At 72.8% G+C, this 22,008-nt stretch carries 19 protein-coding genes; 6 read left to right on the plus strand and 13 right to left on the minus strand.

Annotation, left to right across the window (positions count from 1 at the left end):
* Positions 1 to 3 precede the first annotated feature (3 nt).
* The 5 genes from ACIBZJ_RS23015 to ACIBZJ_RS23035 form a co-directional block, all read right to left on the minus strand.
* A complete protein-coding gene (locus tag ACIBZJ_RS23015; protein ID WP_395932732.1) occupies positions 4 to 1,197 on the minus strand; it encodes a sensor histidine kinase in 1,194 nt (397 codons plus the stop codon).
* Positions 1,194 to 2,483, minus strand: coding sequence for an FtsX-like permease family protein (locus ACIBZJ_RS23020; RefSeq protein ID WP_395932734.1), 1,290 nt, complete (start codon positions 2,481 to 2,483; stop codon positions 1,194 to 1,196). Before ACIBZJ_RS23020 ends, ACIBZJ_RS23015 begins: the two co-directional genes overlap by 4 nt.
* Positions 2,480 to 3,190, minus strand: coding sequence for an ABC transporter ATP-binding protein (locus ACIBZJ_RS23025; protein WP_395932736.1), 711 nt, complete (start codon positions 3,188 to 3,190; stop codon positions 2,480 to 2,482). Before ACIBZJ_RS23025 ends, ACIBZJ_RS23020 begins: the two co-directional genes overlap by 4 nt.
* Before the next feature lie 74 nt (positions 3,191 to 3,264).
* Positions 3,265 to 3,468: a DUF3072 domain-containing protein gene (locus tag ACIBZJ_RS23030; protein WP_395932738.1), complete on the minus strand. Its 204-nt coding sequence runs from the start codon at positions 3,466 to 3,468 to the stop codon at positions 3,265 to 3,267.
* 3 nt (positions 3,469 to 3,471) lie between these two features.
* Entirely contained in the window at positions 3,472 to 4,128 is a 657-nt protein-coding gene (locus tag ACIBZJ_RS23035; protein WP_395932740.1) for a dienelactone hydrolase family protein, read from the minus strand.
* A 62-nt stretch (positions 4,129 to 4,190) separates the two neighbouring features.
* Between ACIBZJ_RS23035 and ACIBZJ_RS23040 the strand changes: the two genes are divergently transcribed.
* A complete protein-coding gene (locus ACIBZJ_RS23040; RefSeq protein WP_395932742.1) occupies positions 4,191 to 4,961 on the plus strand; it encodes a helix-turn-helix transcriptional regulator in 771 nt (256 codons plus the stop codon).
* A 46-nt stretch (positions 4,962 to 5,007) separates the two neighbouring features.
* Here the strand turns inward: ACIBZJ_RS23040 and ACIBZJ_RS23045 are convergent, their stop codons facing one another.
* Together ACIBZJ_RS23045 and ACIBZJ_RS23050 are read right to left on the minus strand one after the other, a co-directional pair.
* Positions 5,008 to 5,733 (minus strand): ABC transporter permease, encoded by a 726-nt coding sequence (locus ACIBZJ_RS23045; RefSeq protein WP_395933237.1) that lies wholly within the window; start codon positions 5,731 to 5,733, stop codon positions 5,008 to 5,010.
* Positions 5,734 to 5,786: 53 nt separating this feature from the next.
* On the minus strand, positions 5,787 to 6,770 hold the full coding sequence (locus ACIBZJ_RS23050) for an ABC transporter ATP-binding protein (RefSeq protein ID WP_395932744.1): 984 nt from the start codon (positions 6,768 to 6,770) through the stop codon (positions 5,787 to 5,789).
* A gap of 116 nt (positions 6,771 to 6,886) precedes the next feature.
* Here ACIBZJ_RS23050 and ACIBZJ_RS23055 point away from each other — a divergent pair, with 116 nt between their 5' ends.
* A complete protein-coding gene (locus ACIBZJ_RS23055) occupies positions 6,887 to 7,876 on the plus strand; it encodes a YihY/virulence factor BrkB family protein (protein ID WP_395932746.1) in 990 nt (329 codons plus the stop codon).
* A gap of 26 nt (positions 7,877 to 7,902) precedes the next feature.
* Here the strand turns inward: ACIBZJ_RS23055 and ACIBZJ_RS23060 are convergent, their stop codons facing one another.
* Both ACIBZJ_RS23060 and ACIBZJ_RS23065 read right to left on the minus strand, forming a co-directional pair.
* Complete coding sequence (locus ACIBZJ_RS23060) at positions 7,903 to 11,421, minus strand: BTAD domain-containing putative transcriptional regulator (protein ID WP_395932748.1); 3,519 nt, start codon at positions 11,419 to 11,421, stop codon at positions 7,903 to 7,905.
* Between the two features lie 10 nt (positions 11,422 to 11,431).
* Positions 11,432 to 11,869, minus strand: coding sequence for a GNAT family N-acetyltransferase (locus ACIBZJ_RS23065; protein WP_395932750.1), 438 nt, complete (start codon positions 11,867 to 11,869; stop codon positions 11,432 to 11,434).
* 143 nt (positions 11,870 to 12,012) lie between these two features.
* Here ACIBZJ_RS23065 and ACIBZJ_RS23070 point away from each other — a divergent pair, with 143 nt between their 5' ends.
* Both ACIBZJ_RS23070 and ACIBZJ_RS23075 read left to right on the plus strand, forming a co-directional pair.
* A complete protein-coding gene (locus tag ACIBZJ_RS23070; RefSeq protein WP_395932752.1) occupies positions 12,013 to 13,380 on the plus strand; it encodes an FAD-binding oxidoreductase in 1,368 nt (455 codons plus the stop codon).
* Positions 13,381 to 13,397: 17 nt separating this feature from the next.
* The gene (locus ACIBZJ_RS23075) at positions 13,398 to 13,736 is read left to right on the plus strand and encodes a hypothetical protein (RefSeq protein ID WP_395932754.1); all 339 of its coding nucleotides are present in this window, start codon (positions 13,398 to 13,400) and stop codon (positions 13,734 to 13,736) included.
* 12 nt (positions 13,737 to 13,748) lie between these two features.
* Here ACIBZJ_RS23075 and ACIBZJ_RS23080 read toward each other — a convergent pair whose 3' ends face one another.
* From ACIBZJ_RS23080 to ACIBZJ_RS23090, 3 genes are read right to left on the minus strand one after another with little or no spacing between them, the layout of a single operon-like run.
* Complete coding sequence (locus ACIBZJ_RS23080; RefSeq protein ID WP_395932756.1) at positions 13,749 to 14,636, minus strand: hypothetical protein; 888 nt, start codon at positions 14,634 to 14,636, stop codon at positions 13,749 to 13,751.
* A gap of 13 nt (positions 14,637 to 14,649) precedes the next feature.
* Complete coding sequence (locus ACIBZJ_RS23085; protein ID WP_395932758.1) at positions 14,650 to 15,423, minus strand: sulfotransferase family protein; 774 nt, start codon at positions 15,421 to 15,423, stop codon at positions 14,650 to 14,652.
* A 57-nt stretch (positions 15,424 to 15,480) separates the two neighbouring features.
* Positions 15,481 to 17,739 (minus strand): transglycosylase domain-containing protein, encoded by a 2,259-nt coding sequence (locus ACIBZJ_RS23090; RefSeq protein ID WP_395932760.1) that lies wholly within the window; start codon positions 17,737 to 17,739, stop codon positions 15,481 to 15,483.
* A gap of 182 nt (positions 17,740 to 17,921) precedes the next feature.
* On the opposite strand from ACIBZJ_RS23090, the gene ACIBZJ_RS23095 reads away from it, so the two are divergent.
* The gene (locus ACIBZJ_RS23095) at positions 17,922 to 19,442 is read left to right on the plus strand and encodes a potassium/proton antiporter (RefSeq protein ID WP_395932762.1); all 1,521 of its coding nucleotides are present in this window, start codon (positions 17,922 to 17,924) and stop codon (positions 19,440 to 19,442) included.
* A 29-nt stretch (positions 19,443 to 19,471) separates the two neighbouring features.
* Complete coding sequence (locus ACIBZJ_RS23100; RefSeq protein WP_395932764.1) at positions 19,472 to 20,248, plus strand: ANTAR domain-containing protein; 777 nt, start codon at positions 19,472 to 19,474, stop codon at positions 20,246 to 20,248.
* Between the two features lie 22 nt (positions 20,249 to 20,270).
* On the opposite strand, the gene treZ is transcribed toward ACIBZJ_RS23100, so the two are convergent.
* On the minus strand, positions 20,271 to 21,998 hold the full coding sequence (gene treZ / locus ACIBZJ_RS23105) for a malto-oligosyltrehalose trehalohydrolase (RefSeq protein ID WP_395932766.1): 1,728 nt from the start codon (positions 21,996 to 21,998) through the stop codon (positions 20,271 to 20,273).
* Between the last annotated feature and the right edge of the window lie 10 nt (positions 21,999 to 22,008).

Here is a 22,008-nt window from a genome sequence, read left to right on the forward strand (position 1 = left end):
GGCTCAGCCTTCCTGGGGGAGCGTCAGGGTGACGGTGGTGGGGCCGCCGGCCGGGCTGTCGATCGCGAACGTGCCGTCGAGCGCGACCGCGCGCCGCCGCAGGCCGGCCAGGCCGGTTCCGGCCGGATCGAGGCGTGCGCCGCCCCGTCCGTCGTCGGTGACGACCAGGCGGACGAACCCGTCCGCGGTCCGGAGGTCGACCCGGGCCCGGGTGGCTCCCGCGTGTCGCGACACGTTGGTCAGCAGCTCTCCGACCGTGAAATACACGGCGGACGCGATCACGTCGGTCGGTTGCCCGGCCAGATCGATGTGGACGTCGACGGGCACCGCGCCGCGGCCGGCCAGCGTCTCGATGGCCATCGGGAGGCCGTCGTCCAGCGCGGGCGGGTGCAGGCCGCGGACGATGTCCCGCAGCTCGGTGAGCGCCTCCACGACCGAATCCTGGGCGTCGGTGACCAGACCGAGGACGGTCGGGTCCTCCACGCGGGCCTCGATCCGGGAGAGCGTGACGCCGAGCGTGACCAGGCGGGCTTGCGTGCCGTCGTGCAGGTTGCGCTCGACCCGCCGGAGCAGCGCGGCCGAGTCGGCCCGCAGCGCGGCCTGGTTCGCCTCCAGCATCGCGATCCGGAGCCGGTCGGGGGTGGGCGCCAGGAGCGCGCGGATCAGCAGCCGGTCGAGGCCCACCAGGATCCGCGTCACCCACGGGAACACCAGCACGAGCCCGAGGCCCTGCAGCGCGAGCAGCCACGAACCGGCCCAGGTGCTGTCGAGCGGGACGACGAACCACCAGGCCGGGAACGTCATCGCGAGGACGCCGACCAGGACGCCACCTCCACCGAGATAGGCCGCGCCCACCGTCAGCGGGAACTTCAGCAGGCCGTAGAACAAGGCCCGCCATGCGGTGCCGTCGGTGAGCGTGGCCAGGAAGAATCCGCGGGCCGGGCGCCGGGGCGGTGGGTCGGCCCAGTCGAGGCCGAGGAGCAGGCGGGCCGGCACCCGGAACCACGCCACGGTGTGCCGCAACAGCCAGAGGGCCCCGATCAGCACCGGGAGGCCGACCGTGACCACCGAGTAGACCGCACCGACCGCACCGGCGACCGCGACGACGAACACCGGCAGCGCGAAGAACACCCCGGCGAACGCGTACCCGAGTTCGCGCCAGGTCCGCGCTGCGATCGGCGCGCGGAGCACGATCACGGGCCGTCCCCGAGCGACGCGATCGCCGGGCGGCGCATCACCCCGAGGGCCGGGATCGCCATGCCTGCGGTCACCACGAGCGCGACCCCGAGCACACCGGCCACGACCACCGGCGGCGGCAGGTACGGCGCCGTCGGCAGCATCGGGAGCAGCGTCGCCGCCGCGGCGCCCGCCGCGACCAGCAGTCCGGTGACCGTCACGACCAGAGCCTCGCAGACGATGACGCCGAGCGCGCTCGATCGGGTGGCGCCGGCCAGCCGCAGCAGCGCGAGTTCGCGCCGTCGGCCCAGCACCACGGTGATCAGCGTGGTGAGCGCCGCGACCGTCGCGAACACCACGTAGACGGCGGTGCCGGAGTAGTCCAGCCAGACGTCGGCGGCGGGTTCCGGATGCCCGGTCACGTGCTCGGCCGTCGTGTGCACGGCGATCTTGATCGTCGCGAACGCGGCGGCCAGCACCAGCGGCACGAACGCGCCCGAGAACGCCTTCGCCCGCGCGGCCAGGTTGTCCGCCGCCAGGACGCCGGTCCGGCCGGCCAGCCGGGCGAACGGTGCGGTCAGCCGTAGCAGCGCGGGCGCGAGCAGCCCGGCGCCGACGCACATCGCCAGCAGGACGAAGAACACGGCCTGCTCGGCGTCGTCCGCGCCGAGCCGGGAGACGGCCACCGACCCGGTGATCCCCCCACCGACGAACAGGACGCCGAGCCCGGCGCGGATCGGCCCGATCCGGCGCCGGGGCGCCGCCGTGTCGGTGAGCGCGACCGCGGGCCGCACCCGGGACGGGCGGATCGCCGCGATCAGCGCGCCGAGGACCGAGGTGCCGACCACGATGGCCAGCGCGATCGGCAGCGCGGCCCCGAACGTCCGGAACGTCGTGCCGGCCGGTGCGGCGCCGTGCGTGGCCAGGCTCTCCACCCAGAGCCGGCCGCCGACCGCTCCCAGCGGGACGCCGATCAGCGTCGCCGGTACCGCGATCACCGCGGCCTGCCCGGCGACCGCCCGCCGGACCTGGCCGGGCGTCGCTCCGATCGCGCGAACCAGGGCGACGTCCTGCGCCTGGCGGGCGATCGTCGAGCTCATCGTCACGCCGACGAGGATCGCCGCGAGGTACACCGCGAGGCCGACCAGGACGCCCGCGAACTCGTGCAGGTCGGTACCGGACGGCAGCGACCGCAGCGCTCCGAGGGCGCCGGAGACCAGTGCGGCGGCCAGGCACTGGGTGATGAACGGCCCGGCGAACGACCACGGGTGCGCACGCAGCGCCTGGCGGATCAGCCCGGCCTTCATGCGGCTTGGAAGACATTCTGGAGCCGGGCGGCGATCGCGTCGGCCTGCGGAGTGGGGTCGTCGGCGACGACGCGTCCGGCCCGGAGCAGTACCAGCCGGTCGCTCCAGGCCGCGGCGACCGGGTCGTGGGTCACCATCACGACCGTGACGCCGTCGTGGTCGCAGGCCCGCCGGAGCAGGCCCAGGACCTGGCCGCCGGTGGTCGGGTCGAGCGCGCCGGTCGGCTCGTCGGCGAAGACCACGGTGGGGGCGGTGATCAGCGCACGGGCCAGCGCGACCCGCTGGCGCTGACCCCCGGACAGCTCACCGACCTTGCGTCCGCCCAGACCGCCCAGCCCGACGGCGTCCAGCGAATCGTCGACGCCACGGCGGCGGGGCGCGCCGAGACGAACCGGTAGCAGCACGTTCTGCCGGACGGTGAGCTCGGTGAGCAGGTTGTACGACTGGAACACGAAGCCGACCCGGTCCCGGCGCAGCCGGGTCAGCCGTCGTTCCCGCATGCGGGTGATGTCGTGCCCGGCCAGCCGAACGTGTCCGGAGGTGGCCCGGTCGAGGCCGGCGGCGCACTGCAGCAGCGTGCTCTTGCCGGAGCCGGTGGCACCCATGACGGCTACGAACGAGCCGGCCGGGATGCTCAGCGAGACACCGTCGAGCGCGGTGATTCTGCCGTAACGCCTGCTGACCTGATCGAGTTCGACTGAGTTCATGCATTTCAGCCTCGCCGGGACCGGTCTCGCGCACAGCCGGGCAGGCCGCTCCGCCGGGGTGCGGACAGCCGCACCTACCGGTCGAGCTCCTCGCGGAGCTCGTCGATCTTCTCGGAGGCCTCGGCCTTCGTGAGGTCGTCCGGGACCTCCTCGCCCGCCTGCCGGGCCAACGTGTGCAGGTACGAATCCTGCGCGCCGGTCGCCGGCTCGTCGCCGGTCACCCAGTCGGCGGGGTCCTTCTCCAGGCTGCGTTGCTGCTGGACCTCGGAGTCAGCCACGGGTTAGCTCCTTTCGCACGTATGTACGGCACTGGACATACCCGCGAACTCACCCGCCACACGCGCCCAGGTATCTTTCGCGGGTTCGGGGCGGTAGGTGTCCCGTTCGTCGCAGAGATAGCCGTGCGGAGTGCCGGGGTAGACGACGACCTCGGCGCTCTCCGGGAGTGCCGTGACGTCCACCAGGTGGTCGTCCGCGCCGGTGAGGATCACCGTGCGGGAAGCCCGGAGCGGGAGCGAAACCGTCGGCTCCGGTCCGGCGAACGGGAACGGGCCCCCGGTCAGCCAGCCCGGATACACCGCGATCAGCGTCTCGATCTCCAGCCGGGTAGCGGCGTAGTAGAGGAAGTGGCCGCCGACCGACAGGCCGAGTCCGGCGATCCGGGTGGCACCCCGGCGTCGAAGTTCCTCGATCGCGCCGGCGGTGCCGGCCTCGATCGCGGGCCGGTCGATCGTCCGCAGCAGCGCGAAGCCCTGCTCGCGGCCCTCGGCCGTCGCCGGGAGCGTGATCCCGTGGTAGTAGTCGGGGACGATCGCCAGGTGGCCCAGCGCGGCCACCCGGTCGGCGACCCGCCGGACGTAGCCGGTGATCCCGAACATCTCGAATCCGATCAGGACGCCGACGCCGGACGCGGTGGCCGGGCGGGCCAGGTAGCTCATGGCTCGAGCTTGCGCGTGCGAGCCCGCGGTAGCCACCGCACGTCGTTAGTAGGATCGGGGTCGTGACCGAGCTCGGGGCGTTCCTGCGCTCACGGCGCGAGCGGCTCCGGCCCGCCCAGGTCGGGTTGCCGCCCGGTTCCCGGCGGCGGGTCCGGGGCCTGCGCCGCGAAGAGGTGGCGGTGCTCGCCGACGTCTCCGCGCCCTACTACGCGCTGCTCGAGCAGGGACGCGAAGTCCGGCCGTCCGCAGGCGTTCTGGACGCCCTGGCGCGGGCGTTGCGACTGCCGCCGGCCGAGCACGCGCTGCTGTACCGGCTGGCGTCCGCGGAACCGCCGGGCCCGGCCGGGCCGGAGAACGCGGCGGACGGCGTCGTGGACCTGGTCGAGCGGCTCGACCCGTGCCCCACGTACGTGACCGGCCGTAACTGGGACGTGCTGGCCGCGAACCGGGCCGCCAGGGCACTGTTCACCGGCCCGGGGCAGAACTTGCTGTGGTTCATGTTCACCGACCCGCGAGCCCGGCACGTCTACGTGGAGTGGGAGCGGGAATCCGCCGCCCAGCTGGCCCGGTTCCGAGCCGCGTCCGCGCACCGGCGGGCCGCGCCGGACGTCGTCGCGCTGGTCGAGCGGCTGTGCGCGGCGAGCCCGGACGCGGCCCGGTGGTGGGCGTCACCGGCCGTCGCGCCGCTCGCGGCCGGGTCGAAACTGCTGCGGCACGAGACGTTCGGCGAGGTGCGGCTCGAGCACCTGGTGCTCACGGTCGCGGACGCCCCGGAGCAGAAGCTGGTGACGTTCCGGGGCGAGGACGCGCTGCTGCGGCGGCTGCTCAGCTGAGGAGGTCAGCGAGCTCGTCCATTTGCTCCGCGTTTGAACCGGGACGTCACTCCCAGCGGAAGTAGCGGACCGCGGCGGCCAGCGACACGACGGCCCAGGCCGCCAGCGTCAGCGCGTCGCCGAGCGGGAACGGGCCGCCTTCGCCCAGGACGGCACGCAGGCCGTCGGCGAGCGCGGCGCTCGGGAGGAACCCCAGGACGTCGGCCACGCCCGACGGCAGCGACGTCAGCGGGAAGATGATGCCGCCGGTGAACAGCAGCAGGAACCAGACGACGTTCGCCGCCGCCAGCGTCGCCTCGGCGCGCAATGTGCCGGCCATCAGCAGTCCCAGCCCGGCGAAGGCCCCGGTGCCGAGCACGACCAGCACCGCCACCGACAGCGGATTGCCGTGCGGGCGCCAGCCCAGTGCCACCCCGACCCCGCTGATCACCGCGATCTGGATGACCTCCAGGCACGCGACCGCCAGCGTCTTCCCGCCGAGCAGCCCCCACCGCGGCAACGGCGTCGCCCCGAGGCGCTTGAGCACGCCGTAGCGCCGCTCGAACCCGGTCGCGATCGCCAGCCCGGTGAACGCCGCCGACATCACCGCCAGTGCCAGGATGCCCGGCACCAGGAAGTCGACCTTGGACAGGCCGTCGGTGGTGTCCAGCTCCAGGAACGGCTGGGTGACCAGCGCCACCGTCAGCAGCACCGGGATGATCAGGTTCAGCAGCAGTTGCTCACCGTGGCGCAGCGTCAGCTTCAGCTCGATCGCGGTCTGCGCGAGCAGCATCCGCTGCCGGGACGCGGGCCCGGGATCCGGCGCGAACAGGCCCGGAGCGAGCGTCACCGCAGCTCCCGGCCGGTCAGGTCGAGGAACACGTCTTCGAGCGTCCGGCGGCCGACCTGCAGATCACTCGGCATCACGCCCCGGTCGGCGCACCAGACGGTCACCGCGGCCAGCAAGTGCGGCCCGATCGCGTCCGGCGGCCCGGTGACCTGGTACCCGCCGTCGCCCGCGCTGCCGGCCACGCAGCCGGCCGGCAGCGTCGCGGTGAGCGTCAGCAGGGCCTCGGCGTCGAGGTCGGTGTCGGTACGGAAGCGCAGCGTCGGTTGCTCACCGCGGGTCAGCGCGGCCGGCGTGCCCTGGGCGACGGACTGACCGGCGTCGATGATCAGGACCTCGTCGGCGAGGCGTTCCGCCTCGTCCAGGTGGTGCGTCGTGAGCACGGTCGTGACCCCGTCGGCGCGGAGCGCCTCCACGATCTGCCAGACCGCGTGGCGCGCCTGCGGGTCGAGGCCCGCGGTCGGCTCGTCCAGAAAAACCAGGTCCGGACGCCCGACGACGGCCATCGCGAGCGACAGCCGCTGCTGCTGGCCACCGGAGAGCCGTTTGACCGTGGTGCAGGCGACCGAGGTCAGGCCGAGCAGGTCGAGCAGCAGGTCGGGATCGATCGGATTGCGGCAGTAGGACGCGACCAGGCGCAGCATCTCGGCGGCCCGGGCGCCCGGGTAGGCGCCGCCCCCGGCCTGCAGCATCACACCCACCCGGGGACGCAGCGCGGAGGAGTCGCGCACCGGGTCGAGCCCGAGGACGCGGACCGTCCCGGCATCCGCACGGCGGAAGCCCTCGCAGGTCTCGATCGTGCTGGTCTTTCCGGCGCCGTTCGGGCCGAGAACCGCGAAGACGACGCCGCGCGGGACCGAGAAGCTGAGCTCGTCGACCGCGACCTTTTCGCCGTAGCGCTTGACCAGCCCGCTCACCTCGACGGCGGGGTCGCCGCGCTTCTCCGGTGCGGCGAGGGTGCGCACGCGGGCGAAGGAGGTCACGTCGACAGAGTGTAGGCGCCCGGCGCTCGCGCCGGTGAGTCGAGCCGTCGCGTACCGCATCACACCTGGACCACGTCGACTGGGCGGAACTCGTTCACGTCCGCGACGATGGGAGCGTGAGCAGCACCAACCGGGTTCCGGAAACCAGGCTGATGGGCGACGAGGAGCTCTCGGCCGACGACGCGTGGGAGACGCTGCGCCAGTACGGGCGGTGGCACCTGCTCCGCGACGCGTTCGTCCGGTTCCGGTACGGCGACGGGTTCAGCCACTCGCGCGCGCTGGCGTTCCAGCTCTGCCTGGCCGCGGTGCCGTTCCTGATCGCGCTGACCGGCCTGGCCGCCGACCTGGGCGCGGAGAAGGGCGGCAAGATCGTCGCCGACACCGTGCTGGAGCTCACTCCGGGCAGCAGCGACGCGCTGGTGCAGCAGACGCTGGGCGGCGGCGAGTCGGCCGAAGATACGGGCGAGTTCGCGCTGGTGCTCGGGCTGATCACCGGGATGGCGGCGCTGGCGACCGCGATGGCGCAGGTCGAGCGCGGCGCGAACCGGATGTACGGGGTGGAGCGAGACCGGCCCGCGCTGCGCAAGTACGTCCGGGCCGTGGTGCTCTCGCTGGTCGCCGGGCTACCGGCGTTCGGCGGGTTCCTGGTGCTGGTGGCCGGGGAGCCGTTCGGCGACGCGGTGGTCGCCGAGACCGGCTGGCCCGGGTGGATCGAGACCACCTGGGACGTCGTCCGGTGGCCGATCGGGCTGGTGCTCACGGTCGTGTCGATCGCGCTGCTGTTCGAGCAGGCGCCGCGGCGGCGGCAGCCCGGCATGTCGTGGCTGGTGTTCGGGGCCGGGGTGTCGACCGTGCTGTGGCTGGTGGCGACGCTGGGCCTGGCGTTGTACGTCCAGGGCAGCGGGTCGTTCGGGGCGACGTACGGGCCGCTGACCGCGATCATCGCGCTGCTGCTGTGGGCCCAGCTGACGTCGATCGCGCTGTTTCTGGGGCTGGCGTTCGCCGCGCAGCTGGAAGCGCTGCGGGTGGGCCGCCCGGATCCGGCCGAGCCCGACCGCTGGCGCCCGCTGCCCCAGGGGGAGCCGGCCGCGCCGGCGCCCGGATAGATGGCCGCGCCCCTGGACCCAGCCCTCTAGGAGAGCTGGGCGAGGAGGTTGTCGGTGCGCTGGGCCAGCGTGGGGAATCCGAGCGACTGATGGACGGCGAGCGCCTTGCCCGCGTGGCCCCGGGCCTCGTCGGTGCGGCCGAGCGCGGCCAGGACGGCCGCGATGTGGTGGTGCGTCGACCCCCAGCACGTGCCGGACGTCCCCAGCGTGGCCAGCCAGTCGCCGTACGGCATCAGCTCGGCGAGCACCGCCTCCGGGTCGGGCGTCCCGAGCTGGGCCCCGACCAGCGCCCACTGCACGAGCAGGAAGTCCGTCGCCCAGTTGGACTTGATCGTGGTGCCCCAGCGGCCGATCAGCCGGCGGGCGTACCCCTCGTCGCCCCCTTCGACCGCCGCCAGGATAGTCGCCGGTCGCAACACCTCGAAAGCGGGTTTGCCGGCGTACTCCAGCAGCTTCTCCAGCGCTTCGCCCGAGCGTCCCTGGGCCCGGCGGCTGGTGAACAGCTGGACGAGGTGCGGCAGTTCGCCGCCCCAGAGGCTGGTGCGGTGATGGAACTCGAGCGCCTCCGCGGAGAGCCGCTCGCCCTCCTCGTAGCGTCCTGCCAGCATCGTGCGGGTGGCCTCGGCGAACCGCAGCACGCCGTCGAGCTCGGGCCGGTCGACCTCGCCGGCCAGCTCGCGGGCGCGCGCCAGGTCGGCGTCGAAACCGGGCAGGTCGCCGGCCCGCATCAGGTTGCCCATCCGGTGGATCCGGGCGACGAGCTCGTGCGGCCTCGGCAGGCCGGGCAGCGCGATCGCCTCGGTCGTGGCCCGGGTGCGTTCGGCTTCCCGTTCCGGGATCCAGGCGGCGATGTAGTAGTTGTTCAGTGTCTGCCCGAGTAGCGCCGGGTCGTTCAGCGGTCGCGCCAGGCCGACCGCGCGGGCCGCGTGCTGCTCGCCTTCGGCCCGCTGCGGCCCGTAGTACAGCTCGACGCCGAGCGTCCCCAGCATCGCGGCCCGCTGCGCGTCGGTGAGCCCGGGAGCGTCCACCCGGTCGCGGAGGATCTGCACCATGCGCTCGTCGACGACGCCGTAGGGCCGCCAGTTCCAGGCGGTGACGCCGCCGAACACCGTGACCGCCTCGATGACCGCGTTCTCGTCGCCGTCGGCCAGTGCGAGCTGGACGGCCTCGTCGAGCGCCTGGCGGGCGCCTTCGGTGTCGCTGCACGCCCGGCGGGCCCGCCCGAGGTCGATGAGCAGGTCGCGGCGGCGGACCGGCCCGTTCCTCTCGAGCGCGGCGAGCGCGAGTTCCCAGAACTCGACCGCCTCCGGGTGGGCGCGCTGGCCGGCGGCCTGGCGGGCCGCGAGCATCGCGTACCGGACGGCCTTCGCGCTGCTGCCGACGCGGGCGGCCAGGCCGAAGTGGTGAGCGAGTTCGGCCGGCCGGTCGGCGGCGCGGGGCTCCAGCGCCTCGCCGACCCGGCGGTGCAGGCGGGCGCGCTGCAGGCGGCTGAGCCCGACGTAGAGCGCGTCCCTGACCAGCGCGTGCGCGAACCGGTAGTCCCAGCCGTCGGGCAGCTCCTCCACCAATCCGCTGGCGACCGCGGGCTCGAGCAGCGTCAGCACCCGCTCGTCGTCCAGCTCCATCACGGCCTGGAGCACGTCGACGTCGATGTCGCGGCCGCCGACCGCGGCGGCGCGCAGCAGCGCCTGGGTGTCTTGCGGGAGCCGGGCGACCCGGCGGTCGATGACCTCGCGCACCCCGGCCGGCACCGCGGAGGCGGCGGCCTCGGTCGGGGTGCTGCCGGCCAGGGCCGCCGGGTGTTCGCTGTTCAGCAGGCGGAGCAGTTCGCCGAGATAGAACGGGTTGCCGCCGGTGCGGTCGTGCAGGACCCGTACCAGGCCGGGGGTGGCCTCGACCTGCTGGGCGGCCAGGTACTGCTCGACGTCACCGGCCGAGAACGGATGGACGCTGATCCGCTCGACGCCGGGCTGGCGGGCCACGTCTCCGAGCGTGTGGTGCAGGGTGGCGGCCTGGTCGCCCGGTTCCTGGCGGAGCGTCACCAGGATCAGCGTCGGGGAGCGGTGGAGCTCACCGGCGACGAACGCGAGGAGCTCCAGGGAGGACGCGTCGGCCCATTGCAGGTCCTCGATGACGATCAGCGCCGGGGCGTCGCCGGAGAGCAGTGCGTTGGCGACACCGGCGTGCAGCTGGAAACGCGCGGCGTCGGGGTCTTCATCCGGAGTGGGGGTCGCGCCCGTGAGCAGGCCGAGCGCGGCCTCGGCGCCGGAGGATTCGAGGACCTGGAGCCAGGGCCAGAACGCCGGGGAGGCGCTGCTCTCGACGCAGCGGCCCCAGGCGGCGCCGATACCCAGGCCGGCAGCGGTGTCGGTCGCGGCCCGGGCCAGCCGGGTCTTGCCGACCCCGGCCTCGCCGGTGAGGAGGATCACGCCACCGCGGCCGCGGGGCAGCTCCTCCAACCGGCTGGTGATCCAGCCCAGCTGGAAGTCCCGTGCGATCAGCGGCAGCGCCCCGTGGCCCGCCGGCGGGGGCGCCGCCGGCCGCGGCTCGGCCGCCGGCCGACTCGCGTGCGGCTGCGCCGGAATGGCGGCGAGCGCCCCGATCCCGGGCGGCGAGTCGTTGGTGGCGCCGGCGCCACCCGCGGCCTGCGCGGGTGAGTCGACCGGTGACGGGAGGTCGGCCGCGCCGTGGGGCGGCGCGGCCGGCCGGGTGTGGAGGCGGGGATCCGGCCGGGTGACGGTGACTCGGGACGCGGGGAGCGCCGGGAGGTCGAGGGAGGGGTCTTGGCGGAGGATCTTGGACTCGACGTCGCGGAGTTCCGGGCCCGGGTCCAGGCCCAGCTCGTCGGCGAGTAGCGACCGGACGCGCTGGAGCGCGCCGAGCGCGTCGGCCTGGCGTCCGCTGCGGTACAGGCCGAGCGCGAGCAGCGCCCAGAACCGTTCCCGGAACCGGTGCCGTGCCACGATCTGCTCCAGCTTGAGCACCGCCTCGGCGTGCCGCCCGAGCGCGAGCCAGGCCTCGATCTGCAACTCGTGCGAGACCAGGTGCTCCTCGTGCATCCGGGTGATCGTGGGCTGGGCGAACGCCAGATCGGAGAAGTCCTGCAGCGCCGAACCGCGCCAGTGCGCCACCGACGCCCGGAAGTGCTCGTCCGCCCCGGCCGGATCACCCGCGTTCAGCGCCTGCCGCCCGGCGTCCACGTCGCGGGTGAAGCGGACGAGGTCCACCTGCGCGGGGTCGATGTCGAGCAGGTACCCCGGCTCACGGGTGAGCAGCGTGCGCGGCGGGGTGCGCGGAGCTCGATCGGGCTCCAGCGCCCGGCGTAGCTGGGAGATGTAGGCCTGCAGCGTGCCGGTCGCGCTCGACGGGGGCTCGTCCGCCCAGAGCTGGTCGATCAGCCGGTCGAGCGGCAGGACCTCACCGGGGGTGATGAGCAGCATCGCCAGGATCGCGCGCTCTTTGCGGGGACCGATCTCGACCGGACGCCCGGCGGCGTCGACCACCACCAGCGGACCGAGTAACCGGAAATCGAGCTGTCCCGGCATCGGTCCTCCGTCAGATGTCGCGGGACAGCCAACGCACCGGACGCCCCCCAGCCTCGGCAGCGTAACTGCCGTCCCCGGGCTCGGGATCCTCCGCAAAGCCGAGCCCGGGCAGGATGTTCGTCAATCGCCCATCGGCGTCGGTACGTAACTCGAGCACCTCACCGGCAGCGTGGACGCTGCGCCGGACGTCGGCCAGGAGCCGGGCGCCCAGGCCGCGGCCGCGCTGCCCGGGCTCCACGGCGATCGCGATCAACCGGGCGAGACCGTTCTCCGGACGCACGAGCGCCGCAGCCAGTGCCTGGTGCGGGTCCTCGGCGGCGACGTCGACCAGGAGGTACCAGCGGCCCGGACCGAACTCCGCGTCCGGAAGGCAACGCCTCAGCAGAGCGGCGGCCGGTCCCGGGGCCGCCGGCGGGGAGATCCGCAACAGCAGCATGTCCGCAGTCACGGTCCCGAGGATCCCGGCGGCGGCTTGGGCGCGACTTGGATCCGGCTAGGGCGCCCGGCGTCCCAAGTGGGGATCAAGTCGCCGCCAAGCGGGTTCCCGCACTGTTCCGATCGTCGAAACAACGGAGCAGTGGGGGACGAACGATGATCACCGCCGACACGGTCGGACACGACCTGGCCCACGTGGTGCGCGGACAGGTACTCACGCCGGGTGACTCCGGGTGGGAGGTGGCCCGGCGTCCGTGGAACCTGCGGATCCAGCAGGAGGTGCGGGCGGTCGTCCTCGCATCGGACGCCTCCGACGTCGCCGCGACCGTGCGGTACGCGGCCCGAAACGGCCTCTCGGTCGCGGCCCAGCCGGTCGGCCACGGCGCGACGACCGCGCTGCGCGACACGATCCTGCTGCGCACCGGTGGGCTGCGCGGTGTCGCGGTGGATCCGGTCGCCCGGACGGCCCGCGTCGCCGCCGGAGCCGGCTGGGCCGACGTGCTTTCCCGCGCCGGAGCGCACGGGCTCACCGGCCTCGCCGGTAGCTCCACCGGCCCGAGCGTGGTCGGCTTCACGCTCGGTGGCGGGCTCTCCTGGTTCGGCCGGAAGTACGGTTTCGCCGCGAACGCGGTCCGGTCGGCCGAGGTGGTGGACGCCACCGGCGAGCGCTACCGCGTCGACGCCGCGAGCGACCCGGAGCTGTTCTGGGCGCTACGCGGAGGCGGCGGCGACTTCGCTCTGGTCACCGAGCTCGAGTTCGACCTGCACCCGGCGCCGCTGCTCTACGGCGGGCGGCTGCTGTGGCCGGTCGAGCAGGCGGCCGCGGTGCTGGAGGCGTACCGGGAGACGGTCGCCGCCGCGCCGGACGAGCTGAGCGTCTGGTACACGCTGCTGCGCTTCCCGCCGATCCCGGAGCTGCCGGAGTTCCTGCGCGGGCGGGCGATGGTGGCCGTGGACGCGACCTACCTGGGCGGGCTGATCCGTGGCCGCGAGTTGCTGGCGCGGCTGCTCGCGGTGCCGGGGGCGCTGCTCGACACGGTCGGGACGCTGCAGGTCGCGGACCTGGGATCGGTCGCGGCCGAGCCGCTCGACCCGGTGCCGGCGATGGAGTACGCGGCGCTGCTGCCCGACCTCACCGACGACGCGGCCGACACGCTTCTCGGGCTGGCCGGGCCGCACAGCGGGTCACCGCTCGCCTCGGTGCAACTGCGGCACCTGGGCGGGGCGCTGGCCCGCCGGGTGGCGGGTGGCGGCGCGGTGGGGGATCTCGACGAGAAGTTCAGCCTGAACGCGATCGGCATGCCGATGGGCCCCGGCATGGCCGAGCAGATCGAGACGCACCACGGGCTGCTGGCGCAGGCGCTGGCCCCGCACGCCAGCGGGCGGATCTTCTTCACGTTCCTCGGGTCGGAAGAGAGCCCGGTCGCGGCGTTCCCGCCCGACGTGCTCGCCCGGCTGCGCGCGATCAAGCGGGCGCGGGACCCGTTCGGCGTTGTCCGCAGCAACCACCCGGTGTTGAGCTGACTTCTTACACTGGGGCCATGACCAGCATCGACGCAGCCCGCCGCCGTCTCGGCGCCCTCACTGCTGCCGCCGTGCTCGCTGTGGGGCTCCTCGCCGGATGCGGCGGAGACAACTCCCAGACCAACTGCGACCTCAACTCGTGCACGATCACGTTCCAGCGTGGGGTCGACGCCAGCGTGTCGGTGCTGGGCGTCGAGGCCAAGCTGGTGAACGTCCGGAACAGCCAGGCGACCGTGGAGGTCGCCGGCCAGCAGGTGACGGTTCCGGTCGGGCAGGACGCCCAGTCCGAAGGCTTCAACGTGAGCGTCCAGTCGATCACCGCCGATCAGGTCGTCGTCGACATCTCGGCGAACTAGAGCAGCGGCGAACTAGAGCAGCTCGGTCCGCAGCTCGTGTGACCCGTCGGCGCGCGTGCCCTCGTAGTAGACGCGGGTACCGCCGCCGGGCAGCGGCACGACCGAGACGTACCTCAGCCCGCCGGGCGCGAACGGGGATCGCGTCGGCGGGCGCGGATCGGCGGTGAACGCCGTGAACAGTCCGTTTCCGCCGAGCCGGCCGCGCGCCAGACCGGTGGCCTCTTCCCAGTTCTCCTCCGCGGTCGCCCGCCCGTCGTAGAGGGCCACCGCGTCGGTTCCGGTGACCAGGACCGAGGAGAACCGCACGCCCCGTGCGTCCCACTCACCCGCGCGCCCGGCCAGCGCCGTGCCCTGCCAGGTCCACTCGACACCGTCCGGACCGGTCGCGTACTCGGTGGTCATCCGGTCGGCGTGCTCGTCGGACTCCAGCGGGTGGCAGGACGCCCAGAGGTGCCACCGGCCGGCCGCGTGCACGACCACCGGATCCTTCACGCCGACCGTCTCGTCGCCCGGCAGCACGGTCCGCGGCGTGGCCAGCGGCAGCTTCTCCGGGGTGTCGGCCTCGAGCAGCACGACCCGCCAGTGCTTCGTGCCCGGCGTGGCGACGCTGACGTACAGGCGCCAGCGCCCGTCCGGGGCCCGGAGCAGCGCGGGACGTTCCAGCGAGTCCGAATCGAACTCCTCGCGTCGCACCTCGGCGACCGGTTCGAAGTGCACACCGTCGTCCGAGCGCGCGATCACGTTCGCGTAGCCGCGGCCCGCGCCGATCGGCAGCCGCAGCCGGTAAGCCAGGTAGAACGCGCCGTCGGCGAGCACCGCGCTGGGAGCTCCGGCCCAGGATCCGGTCCGGGTGTCCGGTGGCTCGACGACGACGGTCGCTCCGTCCCAACGGGGTATCACGCGTGCTGCCTCCTCAGGCTTCCAACCAGTCCTGGTACGACTCTCCGGTCACTTTCTCGAGTAACTCGACGTCGTCGGTGAAGTACGGCGTGATCGTGGCGCGCTCGCGCAACGTCACCCGCGGACGCGGGCCCTTGACGTTCCTCGACGGGATCTCGGTCAGCACCCCGGTGCGGACGCCGAGGAACCCGCAGACCCGGTCCAGCGTCTCGGCCGGTTCGTCGCGCAGGTCGCGGTAGCGCATCAGCAGGACCTGCTCGCGCTCGAACAGCGTGTAGAGGTGCCGGAGCTGCTCGCCGTAGCGTCCCTGGGCGAGGTAGTGCCAGAAATGGGCCCACCCGGCCGCCGTGCGCGCCGGTTCGGCCTCGCACGCGGCCACGAAGTCGGACTCGGGCTCCAGGCCGGCGTCCCACAGGTGGTACCAGTTCGAGTGGGCGCGATCGACCGGGTTGCGCAGCACGACGATCAGCTTCGCGTCCGGGATCGCGCGCTTGATCCGGGCCTGCGCGCCGAGGTCGTACAGGTAGAACGGGGTCGCCTCGCCGGTCAGCGTGCCCGGTGGGGCCGGGGCGAACAGCGCCTCGTAGTCGGCCCGCCGCCAGACGTGCTCGAGGTACGTCTCCGCGTCGCCGGGCCCACCCTCGGTGGGGGGCGGGCCGTCCGACAGGAAGTACTTCGGCTCCTTCACCGCGGACAGGTACAACTCCGGATGGTGCACCAGTGCGGCGTGCAGGGCCGTCGTCCCGGCCTTCGGCACGCCGACGACGAGGAAGTCCGGCAGCGTCATGGAAGCATTGTGACCCGACCGGGCCGAGTTTTCACATCGATCGAGTAGGAAAGCAACTCAGTTCGTGCGGCCCGGCGTGGGTGTGCGGGCGTTGCCGCGCGGCGGCGCGGTGCCGCCGTCGTCCTCGTCCTCGTTGTCGTCACCCTGGTCGCCGCTGCGGGTATCGCGATCCCGGTCGCGGTCCCGCCGGCGCTCGCGGTCACGACGCTGCTGGTCCGGATCCACCGGTCCGCCACCGACGCTCGGGTCGCTCTTGAGCGTCGGAGGTGACCCGTCGGGGCCGTATTTGCGCAGCGTGGACGGCGCGACGAAGTTCTTGGGCGGCACGGTGCTCAGCGCCGTCTGCATGGTCTTGATGAACACCGAGGCCGGCACGCGGTAGTTCGGCACCGGACGTTTCGACGGGTTGTCGGGATCGGAGAAGAACACCGCCGCCGCGAGGTTCGGCGTGAAGCCGACGAACCAGGCCGCCTTGTTCTCGTCGGTCGTACCGGACTTGCCGGCGATCGGCCGGACGAACGCGCCGCCGACCCGCCCGGCGGTCACCCCGTTCTTCCTGGAGCACCCCCCGGCCGCGTCGTCGCCGACCGGGCAGCGGGCGGCGTCGGCCACCGCGTCCGCGATGTCGGGGGCGAGCACCTGTTTGCAGGTCGGGTTGCCGAACGCGATCTGGCGTCCGTTGCGGTCGGCCAGCGAGAGCAGCGGGGTCGGGTCGCAGCGCTTGCCGCGGGCCGCGATCGTCGCGTAGGCGGTAGCCATGTCGAGCGGGGTGACCAACGCCGTGCCCAGCGTGAACGACCCCCAGGCGTTCGGGTTGGTCTGCACGGCGTTGCGCTGGTCGTAGTCGACGCTGGAGCGGAACGTCACGCCGAGGCGCTCGGCCATGTTGACCGCGTTTTTCACCCCGACGCGTTCCTCCAGCTGGACGAAGTACGTGTTCACGGACTCGCCGAAGCCCGACCACATCGTGTGGGTGCCGGTCATCCGCCCGGCGGCGTTCTTCGGGCACCAGTAGTCGCCGTCGCAGGCCACCGGCCCGCTCGCGTTGCGGAACTGGGTCTTGATCCGCCCCGGCGAGTAGATCTTCGTGCCGAGCGGATAACCCTTCTCCAGCGCCGCCGCCAGCGTGAACAGCTTGAACGTCGAACCGGCCTGGTAGCCGGGGGAGACGTTGGTGCCGGTGAGCAGCGGGTTCACGGTGTTCGGGGCCGACTTGCCCCCCGGGTTCTTCTTCAGGCTGTAGGTGCGGTTGATCGCCATCGCGGTGACCCGTCCGGTGCCGGGCTGCTCGAGGACGATGCCGGTGGCGAAGTTGCTCGACCGGCTGACCTCCTGGTCGACCGCCTTCTGCGCGGCCCGCTGGCTGGCCGGGTCGAGCGCGGTGACGATCTTGTAGCCGCCGGTCTTCAGGTTCTGCTCGCGCTCGGTGCGGTTGCGGCCGAACGCCGGGTTCGACTTCCACCAGTCCAGGAACCAGTCGCAGTAGAAGCCGTAGAGCGGGTTGCCGTTCACGCAGGAGCCCTGCGGCTTCTTCGGGTGCAGCACCAGCTTGGTCGCGGCCGCCTCGACGGCCTGGGCGCGGGTGATGTAGCCCAGGTCGGCCATCCGGGTCAGGACGTAGTTCCGGCGGGTCTGGGCGGCGCCCGCGTCCCCGCTGATCGGGTCGTAGGACGTCGGGCTGCGGACCATGCCCGCGAGCATCGCGGCCTCGGCCAGCGTCAGTTGCTCGGGCGTCTTGGAGAAGTACCGCTGGGCGGCCGAGCCGATGCCGTAACCGCCGTTGCCGTAGAACGCGATGTTCAGATACCGCTCGAGGATCTGCTGCTTGGTCAGCTGCTTCTCCAGCGCGATCGCGTACCGCGCCTCGCGGACCTTCCGGCCGACCGTGTCCTCGGTCGCGATCCGGCGCTCGGTCACGGTGTTCGCGGCGTACGAGAGCACGTTCCGGACGTACTGCTGGGTGAGCGTCGAGGCACCCTGCTGGATGTCACCGGCCTGCTGGTTGCGGACGAACGCCCGGATGATGCCCGGCGCGTCGATGCCGTTGTGCTTGTAGAACCGCGCGTCCTCGGCGGCCACGATCGCGTCCTGCATCATCTGCGGGATCTGGGAGATCGAGAGCGGCGTGCGGTTCTCGGCGTAGAACGACGTGATCGGCGAGCCGTCGGAGGCCAGCAGGTACGACGTCTGCGGGAGCGGCGGGGCGGCCAGATCGCTGGGCAGGTTCTCGAACTCGTCCGAGGCCGACTTCGCGGTCAGCCCGGTCACCGCGACGACCGGGAACGCGGCGGCGGCGATCACGACGCCGGTCAGCAATCCACATAGGGCAATTGCGAAAAGCCTGACACGCCTGTCTTTGCCCCGCGATCCCATGCCCTTAAGGCTAGTTTCAGCAATGGGAACAAGGAAGACAAAACTCCGTAACAGCACGAGCAGCATACGTGTCCGGCGTGGCCGGATGTGCTCACCGTGCCGTCGGATGGTAGAGCCTACGGTCAATGGACCTGCTCAATGTCTACCTCCTCGGCGGGGCGGCGGTGCTGCTCGCCGCCGTCATCGCGGTGCGCATCGCGTCCCGGGTGGGAATCCCTGGCCTGCTGGCGTTCCTCCTGGTGGGTCTCGCGCTGGGCGAAGCCGGCCTCGGCATCCGGTTCGACGACGCGGAGGCCACCCAGATCGCGGGCTTCGCCGCGCTGGCGATCATCCTCGCCGAGGGCGGCCTGACCACCCGGTGGCACGACATCCGTCCGGTGGTCTGGCTTTCCGCCATGCTCTCGACCGTCGGGGTGCTGGCCAGCGTCACGGTGATCGCGGTCTGCGCCCACTACGCGCTGGGCTTCGACTGGCGGCTGGGCATCCTGATCGGTGCGGTCGTGTCGTCGACCGACGCCGCGGCGGTGTTCTCGGTGCTGCGCCGGCTGCCCCTCCGGCGTCGGCTGAGCGCCACGCTGGAAGCCGAGTCCGGCTTCAACGACCCACCCACCGTCATTCTGGTGACGGTCGTGGCTTCGGACGCCTGGGAGTCGTCGTCGGTCTGGGAGGTGGGCGGGCTCGTCGCCTACGAACTCGTCGCCGGTGCGCTGATCGGACTGATCGTCGGGTTCGCGGGCCAGTGGCTGCTGAACCGGATCGCGCTCCCGGCGTCCGGGCTGTACCCGGTGAGCGCGATCGCGATCCCGCTGCTCGCGTTCGGAGCCGCCGGGCTGCTGCACGCGAGCGGGTTCCTGGCCGTGTACGTCGGCGGGCTGGTGCTCGGCAACGCGTCGCTACCGCACCGGAACGCGACGCTCGGGTTCGCCGAGGGCCTGGCCTGGGTGGCCCAGATCGGGCTGTTCGTGCTGCTCGGCCTGCTGGCCAGCCCCGACCGTCTCGACGACGCGCTGGTGCCGGCGCTGGTGGTCGGGCTGGCGCTGCTACTGCTCGGGCGTCCGCTGTCGGTGCTGCTGTCGGCCTGGCCGTTCCGATTGCCCTGGCGTGAACAGGCGTTCCTGTCGTGGGCCGGCCTGCGCGGGGCCGTGCCGATCGTGCTCGCGACGATCCCGGCGGTGGCGCCGCTGGCCGGGCGGGCCGGGCTGTTCGACGTCGTCTTCCTGCTCGTGCTGATCTTCACGCTGGTACAGGCGCCGACGCTGCCGTTCCTGGCCCGGCGGCTGGGCGTCACCGCGCCGGACGAGGCCCGGGACGTCGTCGTGGAGGCGGCGCCGCTGGACGAACTGCGGGCCGACCTGCTCGCGGTGGCGATCCCGCCGCGGTCGCACCTGGCCGGCGTCTGGGTGACCGACCTGCGCCTCCCGGACGGCGCCGTGGTGACGCTGCTGGTCCGGAACGGCCGGAGCTCGGTGCCGGACGAGCACACCCGGTTCCGGGTCGGCGACCAGTTCCTGGTGGTGACGACGACCGCCGACCGGCGCGCGACCGAGCGGCGGTTGCGCGCGGTCAGCCGGGCCGGCGCTCTCGCCCGCTGGTGGGGGGAGACGGGCGGCGAGGTCCCGGTTCGGCGTACCGAGCGTCACGATTGACGAGCGGGGAGCGGGGAAATCCTTCGTACGTGGATGACGACAACGAAACCTCTGGCCAGGCGCTCATCGAGCGTCTGCTCGCGTACGCCATGGACGAAGTGGCCGGCGCTACCGGAGCCGGCGTCTCCTTCGTCCGCGACGGGACGATCACGGTGTTCGCCAGCAGCGGGATCGCCGCCCGGCTCGACCGCCTGCAGTGGGAGCTCGGGGAGGGGCCGGTGGTACGGGCCCACGAGATCGAGCAGAGCGTGCTGAGCCGGGACCTGCGCTCCGACGAGGAGTTCCCGGCGCTCGGCCGGGCGCTCGGCGACACGTTCCTGCCCGAGGTCAGCGGCCCGGTGGGCGCCGTCGCGATGCCCGGTTCCTGGGACGAGGGCGGCCCGTCGCAGTTCACGCTCTACCTCGACCGGGCGCCGACCGAGAAGACCGTCGCGGTGCTCGACCGGATCGAACCGATGGTCTCGCACTCGCTGGCCACCGTCGTGTTCTGCCAGCGCGAATCGATGCGCGCCGACCAGATGGCGAAGATGGTCCAGTACCGGCGGGTCATCGAGCAGTGCAAGGGCGCGGTGATGGCCGCCGCCGGCCTGTCCGCGGCCCAGGCGTTCCAGGTGCTCGACAAGGCCAGCCAGCGCTACAACGTCCGGCTGCGGGAGCTGGCGGTCGCGCTGGCCGAGCACGTCGGCAACGCGCCCGCCGAGCACCCGGACGACATCGGGCACGTGCTCGAGCCGGACGAGGCCAGTAAGCAAGCCGCCAAACAACTCTGGGACGGGGTGAGGGCGGCCCGCTCAGGACGACGCTGACAGCCGCATCGCCGTTTCGGGATCAGGCCGGCAGGCGTAGGACGGCTACGGACTCGGGGGGGAGCTCGAGGCTGTCGTCGGCCGGGGTGGCGGGGCCGAACAGGACCTCGGCGGCTCGAACCGGCACTTCGCGCGGCTCGGCCGACAGGTTCGCCGCTACCGCGTGCCGGTCACCCCGGAGGACCACGATCCAGCGGGCGTCCTCGTCGTATTCGACCGATACCCGGTCGAGCCGGGGGTCGGCCAGGTCGGACACCTCACGGCGGAGCGCGATCAGCGTCCGGTAGGCGTCGAACAGTTCGGCGTGCTCGGCCTTGCCGAGCTCCGACCAGTCCAGCTTCGACCGCCGGAACGTCTCCGGGTCCTGCGGGTTCGGCACCTCGGAACCCCACCCGTGCTCGGCGAACTCGGCTTTGCGGCCCTTTTCGACGGCCTCGGCGAGCTCCGGCTCCGGGTGGCTGGTGAAGAACTGCCAGGGCGTGCTCGCGCCCCACTCCTCGCCCATGAACAGCATCGGCGTGAACGGCGAGGTCAGCATCAGTGCCGCGCCGATCGTCAGCAGGGCGGGCGAGAGCGTGGCCGACAGCCGGTCGCCGGTCGCGCGGTTGCCGATCTGGTCGTGGTTCTGCAGGCTCACGACGAACCGGTAGCCGGGTGTGTTGCGCCGGTCGACCGGGCGCCCGTGCACCCGGCGGCGGAACGACGAGTACGTCCCGGCGTGGAAGTACGCGCCGGTGAGAACCGCGGCCAGCGTGGAGAACGCGCCGAAGTCGCCGTAGTAGCCGGTTCGCTCGCCGGTGAGCAGCGCGTGCAGGGCGTGGTGGACGTCGTCGTCCCAGGCCGCGGTGAGCCCGTAGCCGCCCGCCTCGACCGGGGCCATCAGCCGGGGGTCGTTCAGATCGGACTCGGCGATCAGCGAGAGCGGCCGGCCGACGTGCGTGGAGAGGACGTCGACCTCGCGCGCGGCCTCCTCCAGCAGGTGCGCGGCCCGGGTGTCGGCGAGCGCGTGGACGGCGTCCAGCCGGAGCGCGTCGACGTGGAAGTCACGGAGCCAGCTCAGGATGTTGTCGAGGATGTACCGGCGGACCTCGTTCGACTGCGGCCCGTCGAGGTTGACCAGGTCACCCCACGAGTTCGAGCCGGCTTTCAGGTACGGACCGAACCGGGGCAGGTAGTTGCCGGACGGACCGAGGTGGTTGTAGACCACGTCCAGTACGACGCCCAGACCCCGGCCGTGGCAGGCGTCGACGAAGCGCTTCAGGCCGTCCGGGCCGCCGTAGGGCTCGTGCACGGCGTACCAGGCGACGCCGTCGTAGCCCCAGTTGTACTCGCCGTTGAAGCCGTTGACCGGCAGCACCTCGACCAGGTCGACGCCCAGGTCGACGAGGTGGTCGAGGCGATCGATCGCCGCGTCGAACGTGCCTTCCGGCGTGAACGTGCCGACGTGCAGCTCGTAGACGACGCTCCCGGCGAGCTGCCGTCCGGTCCAGGCCGCGTCGCTCCAGTCGAACGCGGCCTGGTCGTACACCCGGCCCGGCCGGTGGACGCCGTCCGGCAGCCAGGTGCCGCGCGGGTCGGGCAGCTCCCCGGGGTCGTCGTCCAGCAGGAACGCGTACTCGGTGCCGGGACCGGCGTCCGGGAGGTCGGCGCGCCACCAACCGTCGGGTGCGCCGGTCATCTCGGTCGTCGTGTCCCCGGCACGGACACGGACCCGGGACGGCTTCGGAGCCCACAGCGCGAACGTCGTCACATTGACGGTC

The sequence above is a fragment of the Cryptosporangium sp. NPDC051539 genome (assembly GCF_044454545.1).
Classification (GTDB): domain Bacteria; phylum Actinomycetota; class Actinomycetes; order Mycobacteriales; family Cryptosporangiaceae; genus Cryptosporangium.